Source organism: Microbulbifer maximicatervae (SeqCode) (genome assembly GCF_052467695.1).
The window spans coordinates 2,494,623-2,512,824 of sequence record NZ_CP174320.1; the positions used below are offsets into that span (position 1 = coordinate 2,494,623).

Genomic DNA, 18,202 nt, shown 5'->3' on the forward strand with positions numbered 1-18,202 from the left:
GGGTTCGGAAAGGATATGTCATTCATTTTCATGGGAAATACAATTCCCCAAGATACGGCATTCGCCTAAAAATAACGCCTAGCTATCCAAGGGCACAGCTATGCCAGTACGTGAAACCTTTAATTATCAAGGCTTAGATGCTATTCGCGTCGGCCGAGTCAATATGGGTGTTAATACAACCTTTGTTGTTTATCGCCTCAATGGAACCGTAATTGATACGGGTCCCAGCAATCAGTGGAAGTATGTTAAGCCGTTTATACAAAGCGCACCGCTAAAGCAGTTATTGCTGACTCATCACCACGAAGACCATAGTGGCAATGCCGGCGCTATCCAGAAACTTACCGGTGTGCAGGCGGTGGCCCCGGATCTGACTATTGGTATATTAAAAAAAGGCTTCCGAATTCCCCCGATGCAGAAGTTTTTCTGGGGAACTGCGGGAAAAGCGGAGGTAGCACCTCTCCCAGCGGAGGTCTACATTGGTGAAGAAGAAGTATTACCAGTATTTAGTCCTGGGCATGCAAAGGATATGACCTGCTATTTGTTACCTGAGCGTGGCTGGCTGTTTAGTGCTGATTTATTTATTGCCAACTACTTAAAGTTCCTGCGTATTGATGAAGATGTCCCTACATTAATGAAAAGTATAAAGGGAGTCCTGGATCATTCATTTGACGTTATCCTTTGCCCTCATAGAGGTGTGGTAGAGGATGGTTGGCAGCAGTTGAATAAAAAATATGAGTATCTGCTTAATCTATCTGGAGAGGCGCAGAAGTTGATGCAGCAGGGACTGCCCTTAGAAGAGACTACTTTGCGTTTATTAGGTAAAGAAGGATTGTTCAGCGCTTTGACTGGTTATAACTTCTGCAAGAGAAATTTGATTGCTTCATGCTTACAGGTTAACTTGGATGAGATGCCTAGACTCTAGGTTTTCATTACGTACTAGCCAGTAGCCAATTTCGATGCAAAGTTATTTGTTAAGATGATCGTTGCTTCTGGATTAAGAGTTGCAGAAGAAGGGTGTTTTGTGATCAGGGAATCGCTAAGGGTATTTATTTTTGGGTTGCTTGCCTGGCCATTACTAAGCAATATATTGAGTTTTTTAAAACCTTTCCTGATAGCACTAAATTATGATGAATCTTCTGGGGGGCTTGCACCTAGTTTGATAGATATTATCTATCCCTATTTTACATTGGTATCTATTGCTTTTGCCTATGCCTTCTTTATATTGACTCGGATGATAACGGGGCGGTTAAAGCGTTGGTTGTGTGTTAGTCTGGTGGTAGCTTATCTAGGTGTATCAATTTATCCACTATTCCCTGAAGAATCTATTGTGTATTTGACTTTAAGTGGCACTCACTACTTGATTGAGTTAATTATGTTAATAATTGGTGCAACTATTATTTATAAAAATATATCAGAACCCTCTGTGGTAGCAGGTGAGAGTGTTGGTGCTATGAGGAAAGCTTGAAGAGAATCTATTTCTCTGCCTCAATAATAAATCGTTTGATTCTTACCCCAGCATCCTTTCGCATTTCCGGGTGGATTTTCTTATAGTATTTGTTCATTACCTGGTCGGCAAACTGCTTTCTTTCTGGGTGGCCTAGATGGCGGAATTGGGGAACCCATGATAGAAAGAAGGTGGTGAGCTTTTCCCAGGTTTGAAAGTTTTCCACATGGTAGATTTCATCGAATCGGGGTAAGTAGAAGCCTGCTTCTTCAGCATAGTTTCGCATTTTCTCTAGCGTATAGTGATTATAAGGATCGTGAAAACTTTCAAAATAGGGTTTCCATGTAGCTGTTTCTTGTTCCTCGTATACAGTCTCCCAGAAATTTTCATGATCAACCTGAAAACCACAAACTACTTTACCGTTAACTTTTAAATATTTATAAAAACTATTCCAGACTTGAGCTTGGTCCGCTACCCAGTGTAAACAACTAAAAGAAAAAATAATGTCGAATTTGTAGTCGAACTGGATTTCATCTGCACTCATTTGCTCGAAGGATAGGTTGGGTATATTTGCGTAATTTTTATTGGCATAACAAATCATATCCTCGGTTAGATCAATACCGATAATCCTGCCATTTGTCATACGCTCAGCTAAATAGCGGGTTACCTTGCCATCGCCACAACCCACATCAAGAATAGTGGCAGCTTGGCGATAATCGCAGCGATGTATGGCTTCCATAGCGTGGCGCCACTGCATGTCAGAGGCGTTTACGTACTCTTGAGCCTGCCACTTATCATGTCTGATAGGTTCATTCATTGGTGTGACGCCCTGAGTCTCATTGGGGATGGGTGAATCAGTGTAGCCTGGATACACTTATGATCTGTGTAGCATTTTCAGCCATCGACAAATATGGCACAGGAATCTGCACAGTTTGTAAAACCGTCATTCTGGCCACCTGCGGAACGAAAGGTAAAAGTCTGGGGGAATACTGTGAAACTCAAAGGATCTTGCCACTGCCAATCGGTTAAGTTCAGTCTGAACTCCCGGCAACCTTATCCCTTCAACCGTTGTTACTGCTCAATATGCAGAAAAACCGCTGGAGGAGGTGGTTTTGCTATTAACCTGGGGGCGGATTTCCAAACCCTGAAAGTGGAGGGCGAGGAATATTTAAGTATCTATCAGGCTGAAATTGGGATAACGGGTCAGGAAAATGGCGGGAAAAGTCCGGCACGGCGACATTTTTGTTCAAGATGTGGCAGTGCGTTATGGCTTTGGGACCCGCGTTGGCCAGAACTGGTACACCCCTTCGCTTCTGCGATTGACTCTGAGTTGCCGGTACCGCCGGTTCGTAGCCATATGATGCTGGATTCTGCTCCGGGTTGGGCGCAGCCAGATATACGGGAAGGGGATGAAGTGTTTGAAGGCTATCCAGAGGAATCCCTGGCTGAATGGCACCAGCGGAATATTCCCAGTGCTTAGCAGGGGATAAAGAGAGGCGGGGCGAGCCTGAGGCCGCCCCGCTTCAGGTCTATAGCGGTGACCTAGTGTTTACTCTTCCGCGAGATAGAGCACCAGATTATCCAGGAAGTTGACCAGGTCTGCCTTTTCAGTGTCACTCAGCGCATTAAACTGTTCTTTACTGGATTCAGCTTCACCACCGTGATAGACAATCGCCTCGGTCATAGTGGTAGCGCGTCCATCGTGTAGATAAGGTGGTGTTGAGCCAACGCCCCAGAGGTTTTCGGTGAGGAATACAGAGGCTCCCACATTGCCCTCATCAATTTCCTCGGCCATGGCTGTGCCCATATCGTGACGCTTAAGGTCGCCATACAAGCGGACTATTGCTCCGCCATTTTCCGACTCCTCAAACTGTCCCAGCGTTTGTCCGGATGGAAGCTCCTGGGGGTTATCCATGATCTCTGTGAGCAAGTTAAATTGCAGGGATCTGCTAGGTAGGCCGGCTATATCGCCTGCGGGATAAGTCTCATCGCGGTAGTTGGCGTGCTGAGAGGGTTCATAGAAGACTGGTGATGCAACTTCCATCTCAGGGGAGTGGCAAGAGGCGCAGCCAATAGAGCTAAATAGCTCTTCGCCATTTTCGATACTGGCGATTTCTCCGTCGCTTAGTGGTAAGCCGTAAGTCTCCTGCTCTTCCTCGGTTAGGGAATCGATCACGCTGTTAAGCTCGATTTTTGTCACCGGACGGGGCTGTGCTGCGTTGTAGATAGTTAACGCGGTAATGTCACCAACGCTGAGCTCGTTAGTGATCGAATCAAAGTCGCTGTCTGCATCACCGACCAATTCAGTGGCCTGCATGCCCAGCTCCTGGTGTGCCGCGCCACGAACGAATGCGCGTACAAATCCGGTTAGGCCTTTCCATTCAAAGGGCCTGACTACCAGGTCAGCATCGAGGCCTTCGACGTTATCGTAGTTGACCTCATCACAGGAGACGGAGATCTCACCAAAGCTAACGCCTTTTGCGGTTAGTGCGACAGTCGTATCTGTGCCGGATGAGCAGCTCTCACTGATAGCCTCATCCCGCAAAGTGTGCAGCTCGGTAGTCATTTCTTCCGCTACCAACTGTACAGCCCCCATACCGAACAGGTGGGGCGACTGGCGCTCGATAAAGCCTTTTTGCTTGCGTTCAGGGTCCATACGAATCACATTATCGTTCACGCCACCACCGCCATCGGCTACCGGTACGTTGTGACAGCTGATGCAGGAATCACCGTTGGGGCCTGTCGCACGATGGGGCAGGACATTCGCCCATGCATTAGGTCCTTTCAGGTCGGGCCTTGGGAAGCTGGTAAATCTTTTGCCATTGCCCACATTGACCCCGACCCCGTCGAGAGCGTTGTAATTCATCTCGAATAATTCATCGCCTTCCTCAAAAGCATGAACATAGGCTTCCAGGGTTTCCATGGATTCGAGATCAGATTGCTCCAAATGCCCACCCAGGTGAATTTCAATTGCTCCAGCATGCAATATCTGTACGGTATCGAAGACTTCACTGAAGTCGAAGGGAGTGGTTCTTTGCTGTCTTTGGTTTTTTCTTGCGTGCTTGGGAACTCGGTTTTTATCGTGCTTGGAACCAAAGTCGGCAAGCGCTGGAGTGGCATTAAATGTTAAAGCCGATATTGCCATAGCGACAGGCAATAGGTGTTTTTTAAGTATCATCAGCTATATCTCCGGGTACTGATATTGAGCAGACGTAAGGTGAGTTCTTCTACGAAAATGCACTCGATGCGGAGACACTCCACCACTTTTCTTTTAAGCACGATTCCCCAAAAAACTGATTATCAGTTGTGCTACAAGGAAAAATTGATAGAGATTTTGGTAATAACATTTTTATCTCGCAAAGTGCATCCAGTAAAGGTTTAACAGCATCCTTGCAAGCTTCTTATAGGTAGAACTGTGCCTGTTCTGCCACTTATGGCAGGCGTCAAGACCACGGGATATACAGTATTGCGATAGCAGACTTTAAAGCTCAGATTAACTGACCTAAAGATCTAAAATGCGATCCCGATTGTGTCGATTTTGCCCATAACCTACCGCGCTAGAGTACGCGGCTATGTTTTTGTTTTTCGGCTTTTTTAGTTGCCGTTTGTGATAGAGAAGTTCCTTAGAAAAGGCAGGTATTTGCATGTTTACCTTTCGGTGACAGGGTTTCCTGCTTCACGGAAATTCCCTGTTCCCGGTGGTTGTGACATTAGATTTAGGAAAAAGTGCTGGTTATTAACGTTACTGAAGGCAATGGATATTTTGAAAAACTTATAATTATTTTCGATTAAGAGTGAATTCCCCAATTGTGGATTCGTATTGTCTTCAGGTGACACATGGTTTGTAGGCTAATAACTCATCTGTTTGTGGAATTTAATTTCACCTTTGTTGATAGGGTTTATGGAAACGCTTCTTATCTTCGGTGAGTGGCCAGTTCGCTATACCAGATCAAAATTCAGCATGTACTTGTGAGCGTAGACACAGAGATGAAGGGTATTTGATCGCTGTCTTACTTACAGAAAGGTGCTTTGGGGGGGGCGACTAATTTGAACCGTATGATTGTCAAAAAAGTTTAGCTTGATTGAAAACATTATTGGCGTATTTTCCTTTCTAATAGAGGGATAGAGTGATCGGTCTAAAACAATAGTGTTTCCGTTCGAGTGCTCAATGTATTTAGGCTTAAAGTAAAATTGGCGCACTATTCATTTGAATGGCGCGATAAAGATCTTTGTCGCCATATATTTCAATATAGAAACAATGAGATAGTTCTATTATTGCGCCTGTAGGCGAGGAAGCCCCCAACTTACTATCAACTACAAAGCTGCTGAGAGATATTTTAAACGAGTGGTTCATTTTTTCTCATTGTGGCGTACAAGGAACATGGATAGTGATATGGATTGTCACGACAATGTCACAAAAAATCGAATAAATTTGTCTGTATGGCCTCGTTTCACGGCAGTTGGTACTTTTGAATGAGGTAGGTTAATTCGAAGCTGATAAAAATATTAGTGTATTCGAATTGTATAAATTCCTAAGAGTTTTTAGGGGGTAGGGTGAGGAAAATATTGATTTTGGGAGGTGATGGATTTTGTGGTTGGCCTACATCTCTCCACCTTTCAGAGGCGGGTTATGAAGTTATTATTGTTGATAACTTATCACGGCGAAAAATTGATATTGAGCTTGAAGTTGATTCATTGACACCAATCAGGCACCTGTCCGAGCGGCTTCGTGTATGGCGTGAAGTTTCCGGTATGTCCATCAGGCATGTTTATATTAACCTCGGACAGGATTTTGATCGATTGCTCACTCTCTTAAAAGAGGAAAAACCAGACGCGATTGTACATTTTGCTGAACAGCGTGCCGCACCCTATTCGATGAAATCTGTCCGGCATAGACGTTATACACTTGATAATAACTTGAATGCTACCAATGATGTCATAGCGGCTATAGTGGAAAGCGGATTGGATATACATTTGATTCACTTGGGTACTATGGGTGTATACGGGTATGGAACAGCTGGTCTCACTATTCCCGAAGGATATTTAAAAATCCAGGTAGAGACTGAAGGGTATTTGAGTGAACAGGAGATTCTTTACCCTAGTAATCCAGGTTCTATCTATCATATGACAAAGGCACAGGATCAATTGTTATTTGCCTTCTATAACAAGAACGATCAGGTACGTGTCACTGATTTACACCAAGGGATCGTTTGGGGTACCCAGACCCGACAAACACAGAGGGATGAATCTCTGATTAATCGATTTGATTATGATGGTGATTATGGAACAGTCCTCAATCGATTCCTGATGCAAGCGGCGATTAATTACCCACTTACCGTTCATGGCACTGGCGGCCAGAAGCGGGCATTTATTCATATTCAGGATACCTGTCAATGTATTCAGTTAGCTATTGAAAATCCTCCAGAGATAGGCGATAGAGTCAAAATTCTGAATCAAATGACAGAGACGCATCGTATCAGGGATCTAGCAAATTTAATCTCCAACAAGACAGGGGTGGGAATTGCCTACTTGGACAACCCCAGAAAAGAGTCAGCAGAAAATGATTTGTTGGTAAATAATGACCAGCTTATCGAGATGGGGCTCAAGCCTATAACTCTGAATGATAATCTTCTCACTGAAGTTGAGGGTATTGCCAAAAAATATTCACATCGATGTGACCAAGCTAAAATCCCTTGTGTGTCGAAGTGGTGATTTTTTTTTATACTTCAATGGTCCTGGTTTTATATGAAATCAAGGCTGCCTGTGGAAGGTGAGGTTTAATGTCTATAGCTGAAGAGTGCAAAATATGAAGATTTTGATTGCTACGGATACTTATCCGGAGCAACTAAATGGTGTTTCCAGAGTACTGGAAAAAACTGAGAAAGAACTCATAGCAAGGGGGCACCAAGTAAAAATTGTTTCTGCTACTGATTTTACTAATTTCCCCTGGCCGGGCTATAAAGAAGTGAAAATTGCAGTATTTCCCGGTGGGAAAGCTGCCCGAATTATTGAGGATTTTTCACCGGACGCTATTCACATTATGAGTGAAGGTCCTGTGGGGTGGGCTGTTCGTGGCTACTGCAAGCGAAATAATTTGCGTTTTACGACATCTTGGCTGTCCCGTCTCTCTGAATATGTATCGATTCGCTATAAAGTTCCACTGAAGTGGTTACACGGTCTCCTTCGTCGCTTTCATAATTCCGCAGCACAAACAATGGTGACTACAGATGGTATGGCAGCGGAAGCTCGAACCTTGGGGATTGCCCGTGTCACCCGCTGGCGAAGAGGCGTAGAGTTAGAAAAATTCCACCCGGTTGAGACAAAACTTTTTGAGAGCCTAACTCGACCTATCATGCTCAATGTAGGGCGTGTTGCAGTGGAAAAATCGCTGGATAAGTTTTTATCTCTTGAGTTACCGGGAACAAAAGTTATCGTGGGGGATGGTCCTCAACTCAATGAATTAAAGAGGAAGTTTCCACAGGCGGTATATCTGGGAATTAAAGAGGGTAAGGACTTAACTGAATGCTACAGCGCTGCAGATGTTTTTGTATTTCCTTCGGTAACTGACACTTTTGGTCTGGTTAATCTTGAGTCTTTAGCCTGTGGTTTGCCCGTTGCCGCCTACCCTGTGACAGGTCCGAAAGATATCATTGGTGATGCCCCCGTTGGAGCGTTGGATAGCAATCTGCAAGTGGCCATAGAAAAGGCACTATTATTGGACCGATCGGACTGTGTTACTCATGCCAGGACCTATTCCTGGGATGTGGCCACTGAGGATTTTATTTCAAGCCTGGTCCCGGTAAGTGCAGTAGAGGCTTTGCCTGTTGATGGCTAGATAAAAGCGTTGCTCGTAAAGTTCGCAAGGCTTACTTGCGAGCTGACTTGAGCAATTCAACCCAGCAGTACTTGTTAACAAATGCATAGTGTCCCAGCTGGTGCCAGCTTTGAGTTGAGCTATTTGGCATTATACTTGAGAGATATTCTGGCATTTTAATATCAATTATATCGTCGGCATCACCATAAAATATTTTGGTGGAAGTGGTGATTTCACGAGGGTCAAACCCCCAATCCCAAAGCGCCATTATCATTTCAAAAAAACCCTCTCCATGCTGCGTTGCTCCAGCAGAGAATGATTCTTCAAACATTTTCTTAAGAGCCGGGTCTCGAATAAACAGTGCGGCATCAGAGGCGTCTTTCTTTGCAAAGAGCTGAATATAATCTTGTATATTGCTATTGGCTTGGTATGCACTTAATCGGCACAGACAACGAGTAAGAAATTGCCAACGATGGATCTTTGCGATAAGTCTAATATCCGGGTTTTTTAGCAGGTCAGTCATTCCTGGGTAGTCCAGTGGCGCAACAGGGGCTGCAAGGGCAATTTTAGAGACTCTGTGGGGAAGTTTGTTAGCGATAGAAAGCGCATGAGGGGCACCACCTGAATGGCCGACTACCGAAAATGTCTCGATATTTAGACGATTAACCAGTTCTTCGATATCCGCCCCCCAATCAACCATTCGCCGGCCTCTATGGGGAGATGACCCCCCCACACCAGGTTGATCTACAGAGATGATTCTTACGCCAAGAGATGCGGTAAGGTCCTTATCAGGATTACGAATTAGTCGCGAATCTGAGAAGCCATGATTGAAAAGCACAGGCCAGCCATTTGGATCACCATAGTCATCATAAGTAAGGATACGGCCGTCACTTATCTGCAAGGCAGGCATTCTGGGCGCTTCTTTAGGTTAGGTATGATCGGAGTATAGTGAGACTTTGTTTTGTGATGGGTGAGGCCAATGTTGTAACTTGTATCTGACCCAAAGGGGGAGTACCAGTTGATTAGGCGAGAAGGAGAATCACATTGAAAATAAAGACCACGCTGATCAACATCTGCTGTTTGACGTTACTGTTGGTTGCGGGTCTCCCTGTAGCACAGGAGACGGCATCTGGTGATCATGTCAAGGTGCGTTGGCTGGCACCTGATACATTTCGCCAAGGAATGAGAGAGACGGTTGGATTCTACTTTGAGGTAGATCCTGGATGGCATGTGTATTGGCGTAATACTGGAGATTCGGGGGCGGCTCCACGATTTGATATGGAGGCTCAGGGCGCTTTATTAGGGCCGATCGAATGGCCATTCCCAACGCGCCTCCGGGTAGAGCATCTTACTAACCTGGGGTACTCCGGGAATGTTGCCTACCTGTTCCAGCTCCTCCCAGATAAGCGCACGCAAGAGGTCATCCTGCATGCGGACCTGGAGTGGTTGGTTTGTAAAGTGGATTGCATACCGGGCTTTGCCACTATGAGCCTTGTACGGCCGGTTGCAGAGCAGGCGGCTTGGCCAGCTACAGATCTGGCGTTAAGGAATTACTTTGCCAACAGGCTTCCAGGGGGAGAAAGTGAGAGCCCGTGGCAACCAGTATCCATTTCAGCGCGAGGTAGTGAGCATATTACTTTGCAGCTCAGTGGGAATCGTAGCGATGAAATACCTAGCATTTTTCCCGTAAATGGTGACTTGTACTCTGCGTCTGAGCCAGAAGTTCAGCGTGAAGATGAAACTCTCCTCTACAAGTTCAAGCGCCTGCCAGGCTCTGAGATTAGTGAAAGCAGCGATTTTGTGATTACAGACTCGAGCCGGGCCTGGAAAGTCTCTGCCCCCCTATTATCCCAAGTGGGAATTGAGAAGAGCGCGACCTCTATATGGCTTTTACTTCTGTCAGCATTTATTGCCGGTATCCTATTGAATCTGATGCCCTGTGTTTTCCCGGTGCTGTCCATAAAGCTATTTGGACTGATTAACGGTGGTAATCGCCCAGCCGAACGTTTGCGTGAATCTTTCCTATATAGCGCCGGCATTATGGTGACTTTTCTTGCCCTGGGGCTTGCTTTATTGGCGCTACGCTGGGGAGGGTTGGCCGTTGGTTGGGGTTTTCAACTTCAGTCACCGGTTGTGGTAATTGGGTTAATTATGCTCTTCTGGCTGATGGCCCTATCTTTTAGCGGCTTTTTTGAGTTTGGGCACCGATTAATGGAGCTTGCTAGCTCCAATAGCCGTGGCTCCTTTACCACTGGTGTTTTAGCTGTCTTTGTTGCCGCCCCCTGTACCGGTCCATTTATGGGAGCAGCTCTGGGAGCAGCGGTGGTGATTCCTCCACTTCAGGCTCTACTCATCTTCTTATGCCTCGGTTTAGGGCTCGCTGCGCCATTTATTTTGATGTGTGCAAGTCCTGTAATACTGAGGCATCTGCCAGCTCCAGGTCCATGGATGGAGAAGTTGCGTCAGTTTCTGGCATTTCCGCTTTACGCAACGGTGATATGGCTACTATGGATTTTAGGGCGCCTAGCTGGGGACTCTGGTTGGTTGGCCGGTTTAATCCTGTTGCTCGTTGTTACTCTTGCAATCTGGCTAGTAAAAAATTTTTCCAAAAAGGGGGGAGCAGCGGGTCTGATTTGTGTCGCTGCTATTTTGCTAATATCTCTACCGGCAATCCGTATGGAGGGTGGTGAGCAACCTGCAGAAATGGCGTATGACTGGCATCGTTATGACAAGGCACTTTTGACGGAAGCCTTGGATAATGGGCGCCCTGTATTTATTGACTATACCGCAGCCTGGTGTATTACCTGCCAGGTAAATAAAAAGCTGGTGCTTGATACCCCAAGTGTACAAGCATTATTTAAAAAGAATAACGTGCTTCTTATTCGGGCCGACTGGACGCGTTATAACCCTGAAATTACCCAAGCTTTGCAGGATTTAGGGAGGAACTCTGTACCTGTATATGCATGGTATCCTGCAGGAGAGAAAAAACCAGAGTTACTTCCACCACTGCTGCAAGAGTCTTTAATTGCAGCACTGTTTAGTAAGCACTTAACTGTTAATAGTGAGGATGGTTAATTATGAAATTATTTTTCAACGTGAATAATTCGATACTTAGAGGAGTTTTGCTTTTATTCCTGATGTTGCCGAGCGTCGTGTTGGCAGCAGCCGTTCCTGGACAAAAAGCGCCAGAATTCTCAGTAGTGGATGCTGCGGGAAAAACTCACAATCTCTCCGATTACACAGGCCAATGGTTGGTTATTGAATGGTTTAATAAAGATTGCCCCTATGTCAGGAAACACTATGGCAGTGGTAATATGCAGTCCCTTCAAAAAAGGTATACAGCACAGAAAGTAAATTGGCTCACGGTTATTTCTTCAGCTAAAGGAAAGCAGGGCTATTTGGAGCCAGAGCAGGCTATGGCAGTTGCGCAGAGTCATAATCTCGGCGCAAGCGTACCCTTCTTGCTGGATACCTCTGGAGTTATGGGGCGTGCTTATGGGGCTAAAACTACTCCGCATATGTTTATCATTAATCCTCAGGGGGAAGTCGTATATGCTGGAGCCATTGATGATAATGACTCAGCCAATCCTGCGGTTATAGGCAGTTCACACAATTATGTTTCTGCTGCACTGGATGCTTCACTGAAGGGACTGGCTGTGCCAAAGTCCTCGTCGCGGGCTTATGGGTGTAGTGTGAAGTACTAAAGGAGTTTATTTGGGGTGGAAAAAGCTCGTTATAGCTACCTGGTTCAGGCGTTGATATTTATCACCTTGGCGGTACTAATGGTTACTGCCGTGGGTTATTTCCACCAAAGAGATATCCCTGAGAACCAGGCCCCTCAGTTAGAGGGGCAATCGCTGCAGGGAAATCTTATTGACCTAAAGCAAATGTACCCCAAAGGGCCAGTATTAATTTACTTTTGGGCAACCTGGTGCCCCTATTGCCGGATAGTTTCCCCCGCTGTGACTGACCTGTCTCGGGATTACAAGGTTGTTGGTGTTGCGATGCAGTCTGGAACAGAAGAGGTGGTTACCGAATACATGCGGAATCACGAACTTGCTTTTCCTTCTCTAAATGATCCACATGGCGTTTTAAGCGCCCAATGGGGCGTGAAAGTGACGCCAACCTTGCTGATTGTCGATACTGACGGGCGTGTTGCCTGGGTCACCACTGGCGCCACATCCAAGTTGGGTCTGCAGCTGCGCTTAAAGATGACAAAGTAGTCTGTCACTATTAAGGTCACTGCGTCGTATTTAAGCTTATATCAAACTCTCTTTCCCTGAGCCTAGGATGGTTGGAGTTAAAATTTCCTAATTGCCGGGGAGGGCTGCCCTTATAGATATGCTTCTATAATTCCTTAAAGGTCTGTCTCTTGCGCTGGAGAGTGGCGTGTCGGTTATTGATTCTTTTGACTATCAAGATCTGGATGCGCAAAGGGTCGGCCGTTTCGATTTTGGTATCAATACAACCTTTATTGTATATCGGTTGGGTGACACTATTATCGATGCCGGCCCCAGTAACCAGTGGAAATACGTCAAGTGGTTTGTAAAAAATAAACCTTTTCGGCAATTGGTCCTCACCCATCACCACGAAGATCATAGTGGTAACGCCGGTGCAATTTATAAGCTTACCGGTATTCAACCAAGAGCCCCTAAGGCGACAGTAGAGATACTAAAGAGAGGCTTTCGGATACCTCCAATACAGATGCTGATTTGGGGAAGGGCCGGGCGCGCAGAAGCTGCTCCACTACCGGAAGATTTGAGATTTTCCGGGGAAAAAGTAGTGGTTATCCCCGCACCTGGGCATGCTAAAGATATGACCTGTTATCTGGTTCAGGATCGAGGGTGGATATTCACTGCTGATTTGTATGTAGCTAGTAAGTTAAAGCTGTTGCGTAAAGATGAAAGTATTCCAATTTTAATGCACAGTATCAAAAAAGTGCTCACTTATGATTTTGATATTATATTTTGCCCTCATAGAGGGATTGTGGAAAAAGGGAAAGTTCGCTTGCAAGCCAAGTATGATTATTTATTAAATCTTGCAACTGAAGCACGGGATTTGGACCGGCAAGGTTTGCCTCTTGGTGAGATTACCCACCGGCTATTGGGAAGAGAAAACATGATGAGTGTCGTGTCTGGTTTTAATTTCAGTAAGAGGAACTTGATTGCCTCCTGCATGCGCTTTGACCCTACAGAAGTATCTGATTATTGATTTCTCACTAAAAAAAAGAAAAATAGTAAATTGCTTCCGTATGCAATTTGCATTGAGCGCCGAATTTAAACAGAAAGTACAAATTGGTACTTCTAAATAAGTTGTTGGTATTCTTGGTCTCTTTTTATTTGCAGTCAGTCTTTCGATTCGCTCATGTTAGTATTCGCAACATGTATTAAGGGATATCAAGTGAGTTTGAAGATGAAGAAGATTGGCCTTTTGGGTGGAATGAGTTGGGAGAGTACGGCAATTTATTATCGCCTGATTAATGAAGGAATTGCTCAAAGGTTAGGAGGGTTGCACTCGGCCGAAATTCTACTTTATAGCGTCGATTTTGAAAAAATTGCACGGTTACAAATGGAGGGTGATTGGGCTCAGGCAGGTAAGCTATTGGTTGAGGCGGCAATATGCCTGGAAAAAGCCGGTGCTGAGGGCATTTTATTGTGCACTAATACTATGCATAAAGTAGCTGGAGATATTATCGAGACTCTTGATGTACCTTTTTTACATATTGGTGATGCTACAGCTGAAGCACTTAAGAACAGAGGGATAAAGACCGTCGGCTTGTTGGCGACAGCTTTTACTATGGAGCAAGATTTCTATCGTGGCTATATGCAGGAAAAGTATGGGATTGAGGTTTTGATTCCGGAGCCTAGCGATAGAGAGATAGTCCACAGGGTTATTTACGAAGAGCTCTGTAAGGGGAGAGTCCTTAACAGTTCAAAAATGGAATTTATTCGTATTGTGGATTTGCTATCCAATCGAGGTGCCGAAGGTGTGATCCTAGGGTGTACAGAGATTTGCATGTTGCTTTCGCAAGAGGATACCTCTACTCACCTGATGAACTCCACAGAGATTCACGCTCAAGCCGCAATAAAGTTCGCACTTGATTGTTGAATAGTGTTGCTAGGTTTACTTAGAGATATCTTTGTCAACCAAAAGTTAGACTGATGCTCCACTGTGACATCCATTAAAGCCACTCTACTAGCTTCGAAGCGTATCAGTGGGTGGTTTTTTTATAACACAAATCTACTCTTGTTAGGTTTGCTTGTCCCATATTCGTTAGTTTTTTAGTATTAACCTATTTTGTTAAGTGGGTTTTCTGTGGATGTTTGTCTGTGAGTTAGAGCTAACAAGATAAAATATCTTCACAGTATTTGTTTGTGGAAATGATATTTATCATGTTTATTACGGTAGGCTAAGGTTATTTTTTTACCTCAAATCATCAAATAAGTTTCATTTGTCCTCTGTAGAAGTTATTATTTGGGATATACCCTGCTTGTGTATGTGTGCTCTATTTTGCTCCCTCTTGTAATTAAATTTAATTTAATCATCTAATTATATTTATTTTATTTTTGGCAGTTTTGTCAGTATTTACATTTTTAGTCGTTCTTAATTTTTAAATTGCCTTTTTTGCTCTTGCAAATTGTAGTTTTTCTGGCATTTTCTCTGGTTGTCACACTTCTTGCAGTGAATGTATTGGTGGTAACCTCCCTCTGCATAAGCGAGCTTTCAAGTGCGTAAAAAATTTTTATTGATCTCCTGGAGCACTACCTTAATTAGCCAATTTATTTTTGCTGTAACGCACAAATTGGTTTAAGTGAAAGCTGGTTGATTTGGCTCGGAAGAAAATAAGAGATAACTAAAACAGGGTATTTCTCCTATGAATGAAAAAAAGAAGCGCTGGCTTACGGCCTGTGGCGCTCCCTCTCTGCTGGCAGCTTCGATTGCTGCATTAAGCAGTCCCACTTTTGCTGAAGATGCACTCCTTGAGGAAGTGATAACAATCGGTACCCGTGTTGAAGGGCGTTCCGCTACAGATTCCTCCGCTCCCATCGATATCGTGACCGGAGAAGAATTTGTAAACCAGGGTGATGGAGATCTCAGTAACCTGCTTAGAAACGTTGTTCCATCCTACAACGTTAATGCAAAGCCAATTTCTGATGCTGCCTCAATCGTTCGCCCTGCAAACCTGCGTGGACTGCCACCCGATAGCACACTGGTTCTGGTAAATGGTAAGCGTCGCCATCGCGCTGCCGTCATTTCCTTCCTCGGAAGTGGTGTTTCAGATGGTGCCCAGGGGCCAGATATCTCTGCAATTCCGGCGATTGCTCTGAAACAGGTTGAGGTCCTGCGTGACGGTGCCGCAGCCCAATATGGCTCCGATGCGATTGCCGGCGTTATCAACTTTCAGTTAAAGGATGCAGCTGAGGGCGGCACGGTTGAAGCCAAGTATGCTACTACCGCTGAAGGTGATGGTGATCAGAGTACGATAGCGGCGAATTTTGGCCTGCCTCTGACAGACTCTGGTTTTGTGAATGTCAGCCTTGAGTATCGTGAGCAGGATTCTACCAGCCGCAGTGTGCAGCGGGATGATGCAGCCCAGTTGATCGCCGATGGCAATACCTATGTTGCCAATCCTGCGCAGATCTGGGGCCAGCCAGAAGTTAATGACGACACCAAGTTCTTTGTTAACAGTGCCATAGAGCTAAATGATACTGCTGAGCTGTATGCCTTTGGTAACTATGCCAGCCGCGAAACAGATGGGGGCTTTTACTTCCGGAACCCGGAAACTCGTCCCGGCGTTTATGCGCTTGATGATGAGCCCTTAATTGGTGATCTGGATGCTAGCAATGGTATCTATGATTGTATTGGCATGACCCATGAGGAAGCACAGTCTAGTGATGAGTGCTTCTCATACACCGAAATGTTCCCAGGCGGATTTACTCCGCGCTTTGGCGGTGAGCTAGAGGACTACTCAGCAGTATTTGGTGTTCGTGGTGAATTTGCAAATGGCATTGGCTACGACGTAAGTGCCAGTACCGGTCACAACGAAGTAGACTTTTTAATCTACAACACCGTCAATGCCACGCTCGGACCTGACAGCCCGACCAGATTTAGCCCTGGTGGTTATATACAGGAAGAAAACAACTTCAATATCGATTTGACTAAGAGCATTGAACTTGCCGGAATGCCTCTGTTCATGGCCACGGGCTTTGAATGGCGTGAAGAAGAGTTTGAGGTCAAACAGGGTGATACTGCCTCCTGGCAAGTTGGTGATCTGGCGGAGCAGGGTTTCCTGATTGGTTCGAATGGATTCTCTGGTTTTGGTCCTGAGGTTGTAGGCACATTTGACCGGGATAATATTGCACTTTACACCGACTTCGAACTCGAAGTCGTCGAAGCTCTTCGATTAGGTGCGGCACTGCGTTGGGAAGACTTCTCTGATTTCGGAGATACTTCCAATTTCAAATTGTCAGCCCACTATACAATCAACGATGTGATTGCCCTGCGCTCTACGCTGAGCACCGGTTTCCGTGCTCCGACACCAGGTCAGTCCAACATTACCAATGTCACTACGGCTTATACCAATGGCGCATTGGCTAACCGGGGAACTATACCGGCAACCAACCCCATTGCTGTATTGAAAGGCGGTAAGCAGCTGCAGCCAGAGGAGTCTCAGAGCTTTACTTTCGGTACAATTATTGCCGCAGGTGATTGGGATATTACCCTGGATTACTTCCTCATCGAGGTGACAGATCGAATCACTCAATCTGCTAACCAGGAACTGACCGATGAAGAGCGGGATCAGTTGGTTCAGGATGGCATCAGTGGTGCTGATTCCCTTGAATATTTCCGTTTCTACACCAATGACTTCGATACCCAAACCCAGGGTGTTGACTTGGTGGCGACTTACCCACTCGGTGATGCAACAGATTTCAACCTGGCTTTCAACTGGACGGAAACAGAAGTTACCGATTTCAGTACGGATACCATGGATGAAATGCGTATCAGGCAGCTGGAGGATGGCTTACCAGAGGTGCGCGGTAATGCATCTGTTACCCATAGTGGTGACAGCTGGCGGGGCCTAGTGCGACTCAACTACTACGGTAGCTACTGGGAAGCACATTTGGACGATTACAGCTTGCCCATTGATGCCGGTGATGAGTGGACTGTGGATATTGAGGCTGCTTATGACTTCAATGATTCCATGACCTTGATCGCAGGTGCGGAAAACGTATTCAACAACTATCCAGATAAAAACCCCTGGTCCGGTGTTGCTGGAGCGGAATATCCGGAAACGGCACCTATGGGATTCAATGGAGCTCTGTACTACGTAAGAGCGCAGTATGAGTTCTAAGTAATCCCAGCTGTAGCTGGCTAACCTGGGTATTCTTAATACCGGGTTAGCCGACTGCAGAATTATGTGACGATTAGATCCCGCTGTAAGTAGCGGGATTTTTACATATCCCACAGTGAATTTGTGGCCATAGATAAGGTAATTCTTTCCTTATCTTGTATTTGCTTTAGGTCTTCAAACACCTCTTTCACCTCCATCGACTCAATTGCACCATACACCGCCTGATAGAGTTCTGAGAAATAGCGATCTACCTCTCGTCCCATATTATTAATTTCACGAATTGTCGGTGGATCACTCAGATTGAGGCGGCGAATAAAGTCATTGGCACTTTCTTCATGGGTGTATTGCAACCATGTCTTCATCACCTTATTTTGCGCTACATCATTGTAGTTCTGCAGGTTTTTCGCCATTCTCTGCTCATGCTCAAGCATGTGTTTTAATAGCAATTGGGTTCGGTAGTCCTCTGATTTGTCCAGTAAGGTCTCGTAAACAGCTGCCATTTCCAGGTGAAATCTCTCAGCATCCTTGATGACTTCAAATGCTTGTTTGAAAGTCTTCATAGTAAGTACCCTCTGATGACCAGGCTATTGCC

General features: G+C 45.3%; 15 protein-coding genes. 11 read left to right on the forward strand and 4 right to left on the reverse strand.

Annotated features, from left to right (window positions below):
- Positions 1 to 100 precede the first annotated feature (100 nt).
- Both ACJJI8_RS10945 and ACJJI8_RS10950 read left to right on the forward strand, forming a co-directional pair.
- Positions 101 to 922: an MBL fold metallo-hydrolase gene (locus ACJJI8_RS10945; RefSeq protein WP_444914570.1), complete on the forward strand. Its 822-nt coding sequence runs from the start codon at positions 101 to 103 to the stop codon at positions 920 to 922.
- 54 nt (positions 923 to 976) lie between these two features.
- On the forward strand, positions 977 to 1,465 hold the full coding sequence (locus tag ACJJI8_RS10950) for a hypothetical protein (RefSeq protein ID WP_444914569.1): 489 nt from the start codon (positions 977 to 979) through the stop codon (positions 1,463 to 1,465).
- A gap of 7 nt (positions 1,466 to 1,472) precedes the next feature.
- Here ACJJI8_RS10950 and ACJJI8_RS10955 read toward each other — a convergent pair whose 3' ends face one another.
- Positions 1,473 to 2,261 (reverse strand): class I SAM-dependent methyltransferase, encoded by a 789-nt coding sequence (locus ACJJI8_RS10955; protein WP_444914568.1) that lies wholly within the window; start codon positions 2,259 to 2,261, stop codon positions 1,473 to 1,475.
- A gap of 174 nt (positions 2,262 to 2,435) precedes the next feature.
- Between ACJJI8_RS10955 and ACJJI8_RS10960 the strand changes: the two genes are divergently transcribed.
- Positions 2,436 to 2,924 (forward strand): GFA family protein, encoded by a 489-nt coding sequence (locus ACJJI8_RS10960; protein ID WP_444914567.1) that lies wholly within the window; start codon positions 2,436 to 2,438, stop codon positions 2,922 to 2,924.
- A 69-nt stretch (positions 2,925 to 2,993) separates the two neighbouring features.
- Here the strand turns inward: ACJJI8_RS10960 and ACJJI8_RS10965 are convergent, their stop codons facing one another.
- Positions 2,994 to 4,622 (reverse strand): di-heme oxidoredictase family protein, encoded by a 1,629-nt coding sequence (locus ACJJI8_RS10965; RefSeq protein ID WP_444935051.1) that lies wholly within the window; start codon positions 4,620 to 4,622, stop codon positions 2,994 to 2,996.
- A gap of 1,376 nt (positions 4,623 to 5,998) precedes the next feature.
- On the opposite strand from ACJJI8_RS10965, the gene ACJJI8_RS10970 reads away from it, so the two are divergent.
- Positions 5,999 to 7,156 carry an NAD-dependent epimerase/dehydratase family protein gene (locus ACJJI8_RS10970; RefSeq protein ID WP_444935052.1) on the forward strand — a complete coding sequence of 386 codons (1,158 nt, stop codon included), beginning with the start codon at positions 5,999 to 6,001 and terminating at the stop codon, positions 7,154 to 7,156.
- A gap of 94 nt (positions 7,157 to 7,250) precedes the next feature.
- Positions 7,251 to 8,279, forward strand: a complete 1,029-nt coding sequence (locus ACJJI8_RS10975; protein ID WP_444935053.1) for a glycosyltransferase family 4 protein — start codon at positions 7,251 to 7,253, stop codon at positions 8,277 to 8,279.
- Between the two features lie 31 nt (positions 8,280 to 8,310).
- On the opposite strand, the gene ACJJI8_RS10980 is transcribed toward ACJJI8_RS10975, so the two are convergent.
- A complete protein-coding gene (locus ACJJI8_RS10980; RefSeq protein WP_444935054.1) occupies positions 8,311 to 9,168 on the reverse strand; it encodes an alpha/beta hydrolase in 858 nt (285 codons plus the stop codon).
- 134 nt (positions 9,169 to 9,302) lie between these two features.
- On the opposite strand from ACJJI8_RS10980, the gene ACJJI8_RS10985 reads away from it, so the two are divergent.
- From ACJJI8_RS10985 to ACJJI8_RS11010, 6 genes are all read left to right on the forward strand, one after another.
- Positions 9,303 to 11,333: a protein-disulfide reductase DsbD family protein gene (locus ACJJI8_RS10985; protein ID WP_444935055.1), complete on the forward strand. Its 2,031-nt coding sequence runs from the start codon at positions 9,303 to 9,305 to the stop codon at positions 11,331 to 11,333.
- Between the two features lie 2 nt (positions 11,334 to 11,335).
- Entirely contained in the window at positions 11,336 to 11,962 is a 627-nt protein-coding gene (locus ACJJI8_RS10990) for a thioredoxin family protein (RefSeq protein ID WP_444935056.1), read from the forward strand.
- Positions 11,963 to 11,977: 15 nt separating this feature from the next.
- The gene (locus tag ACJJI8_RS10995) at positions 11,978 to 12,481 is read left to right on the forward strand and encodes a protein disulfide oxidoreductase (RefSeq protein ID WP_444935057.1); all 504 of its coding nucleotides are present in this window, start codon (positions 11,978 to 11,980) and stop codon (positions 12,479 to 12,481) included.
- 166 nt (positions 12,482 to 12,647) lie between these two features.
- Positions 12,648 to 13,469, forward strand: a complete 822-nt coding sequence (locus ACJJI8_RS11000) for an MBL fold metallo-hydrolase (RefSeq protein ID WP_444935058.1) — start codon at positions 12,648 to 12,650, stop codon at positions 13,467 to 13,469.
- A 201-nt stretch (positions 13,470 to 13,670) separates the two neighbouring features.
- On the forward strand, positions 13,671 to 14,366 hold the full coding sequence (locus ACJJI8_RS11005; RefSeq protein WP_444914558.1) for an aspartate/glutamate racemase family protein: 696 nt from the start codon (positions 13,671 to 13,673) through the stop codon (positions 14,364 to 14,366).
- A 766-nt stretch (positions 14,367 to 15,132) separates the two neighbouring features.
- A complete protein-coding gene (locus ACJJI8_RS11010) occupies positions 15,133 to 17,610 on the forward strand; it encodes a TonB-dependent receptor plug domain-containing protein (RefSeq protein WP_444935059.1) in 2,478 nt (825 codons plus the stop codon).
- Positions 17,611 to 17,711: 101 nt separating this feature from the next.
- Here the strand turns inward: ACJJI8_RS11010 and ACJJI8_RS11015 are convergent, their stop codons facing one another.
- Positions 17,712 to 18,170 carry a hypothetical protein gene (locus tag ACJJI8_RS11015; RefSeq protein ID WP_282934036.1) on the reverse strand — a complete coding sequence of 153 codons (459 nt, stop codon included), beginning with the start codon at positions 18,168 to 18,170 and terminating at the stop codon, positions 17,712 to 17,714.
- Between the last annotated feature and the right edge of the window lie 32 nt (positions 18,171 to 18,202).